The organism is Acidovorax facilis (assembly GCF_023913775.1).
Lineage (GTDB): Bacteria > Pseudomonadota > Gammaproteobacteria > Burkholderiales > Burkholderiaceae_C > Acidovorax > Acidovorax facilis.
Genome location: NZ_JAMXAX010000258.1, coordinates 1 through 2,034, shown reverse-complemented (window position 1 = coordinate 2,034; position 2,034 = coordinate 1). Strand labels below are relative to the sequence as shown.

General features: G+C 67.5%; 1 protein-coding gene. It reads left to right on the top strand.

Annotated features, from left to right (window positions below):
* Positions 1 to 171: 171 nt before the first annotated feature.
* Positions 172 to 1,857, top strand: a complete 1,686-nt coding sequence (locus NFX52_RS29930) for a T6SS phospholipase effector Tle1-like catalytic domain-containing protein (protein ID WP_082437483.1) — start codon at positions 172 to 174, stop codon at positions 1,855 to 1,857.
* The last annotated feature ends 177 nt before the right edge of the window (positions 1,858 to 2,034 follow it).

Here is a 2,034-nt window from a genome sequence, read left to right as displayed (position 1 = left end):
AATGGCGCTTTCCTGCTTGCCATGCCCGGCAGTAGTCACCCAGAATCTGCGGCACATACATTGAGGACTTACGCCAATCGGGATGCAGCAACCGGCTTTGCCGTGGGCGTGTCGCTTGCCTGAGCACTGTTTGCGTCAGTCATGATTGGTTGCAGAGCGAGGGGGGACTTCATGAACGCATTTGCCACACCGGCCGCAGTAGCCACGAATTCACCGCGCGCCGCCTACCGTCCCCCCACCCGCGAGGACATCCTGACCCAGTGCATCGCGGCGGACGCGCAATGGGCCGAAAAGCCCCGCCGCAACCTGGTGCTGCTGTTCGACGGCACCGGCAACATTCTGGGCAACCAGCAGGACACCAACGTGGTCAAACTGCTGCGCATGCTCGGCAAGGGCCACGACCCATCGGGCAAGGAGCCCACCCAGCTCGTTTACTACGACCCCGGCGTGGGCACCACCAACGAGTTCCCGGCGGACGGCATCGTGTCCGAGGCCAAGAACCAGCTGCGGCAACTGGCAGGTCTGGCACTGGGCAACGGCGTGTTCCCCAACATCGCAGAGGCCTACCGGTTCCTCGTCAATACCTACCAGCGGGGCGACCGGATCTACATGTTCGGCTTCTCGCGCGGCGCATTCACGGCGCGGTCGGTGGCCGGGATGATCAACATGTACGGCCTGATCCACACCGAGGGGCTGCCGCTCATCGAAACGCTGGTGCGCACCTACTTTGCGCCGCGCGGCCACAAAAACCAGGCCGGCACCAAAGGCCGGGAGAAATTTGCGGAGGACGTGATCAACAACTTCTCGCTGGGCCGCACGCCGCTGGTGCACTTCGTGGGCGTGTGGGACACGGTGGAGGCCATCGGCCTGGGCGGACTGGGCAGCATCAAGATCAGCAACTCCACCGACTTCGACCGCAAGCGCTTTGCCCACGTGCGCCATGCCATGTCGCTGTATGAATCGCGCAGCAAGTACACGCCCCGCCGCTACGAAGACCCGCACTTCACCGCCGAGGAGCAGCCCTGGCGCAGCTACGACCAGCGCTGGTTCCGCGGCGTGCACAGCGACGTGGGCGGCTCGTACGCGCGCGACGGGCTGTCCAACATCACGCTGGCCTGGATGGTGGACGAAGCCGCTGCCCAGGGCTTGCGGGTGGACAAGAGCCGGCTGCAGCCCGGCGACCCGCTCACCGCCATGCACGACCAGGCGTATGACTGCCCCTACTGGGTCTGGACCGGCCTGAGCGCCCGTGGCCGTGAGACCAGCGACTTCATCGACCCCACGGCCCGCCCGGTGGACGGCGCCGTGCCCGCCAGCACCGTGCCGCGCACGCAACCCTGGCGCTGGATGGGCACAGCGCTGGCAGCCGCCACGGCCGTGCTGTACGCCATCACCACCCTCGCTGGCTACCGCGCCTGCGACCTTGATACCGCGCCGTTGTGGCTGCAGATCCTGCCTACGGGCTTTCAGCTGTCGGCCCATTGGCATGCCAGCTGGGAGGTGATGTGCAACGCCGAGGGCGTGCGCCGCGTCATCGCCTTGGATTGGGCCCTGCTCGCCTGCTACACCCTGTGGCTGGCCTACCCGGTGGCGTGGGCCGTGCGGCGGCTGGTCGCGCGGGCCGTGCCGCAGGGCCGGGCCCTGGGTGGCCTTTCGCGCCATGCACACTGGGCGATGGGCACGCTCGTGGTGTCGGACCTCGTGGAAAACTTTGCCACGCTGCACATGCACCTCGCCCACTGGCCCACAGTGCTGACGGTGGCCAGCGGCGTCAAGCTGCTGTCCCTGATGCTGCTGACCGGCTTGATCGTGGCCGGCGCGCTGGCCGGGCATGACGGCGGCCGCTCGACTGCGTGATCTGCTTTGGCCGCGCCCCAAGTGAACTAAAATCTCGGCTTTCGGGGCGCAGAGCGCTCCCGCACCGTGCGGCCAGCCCCGCACTGCCCGCTCTTTGGAATCGACCCGCCCGGGTCGTGGCCGGACAGCGTGCGGTGCGCGCCACCCGCGCGGCCCACCGAAAGCCCGCCCTTCCAT

What these genes read in the sequence shown, in the direction of transcription:
- NFX52_RS29930 (WP_082437483.1), top strand. Translation starts at nt 172, where the DNA reads ATGAACGCATTTGCCACACCGGCCGCAGTAGCCACGAATTCACCGCGC.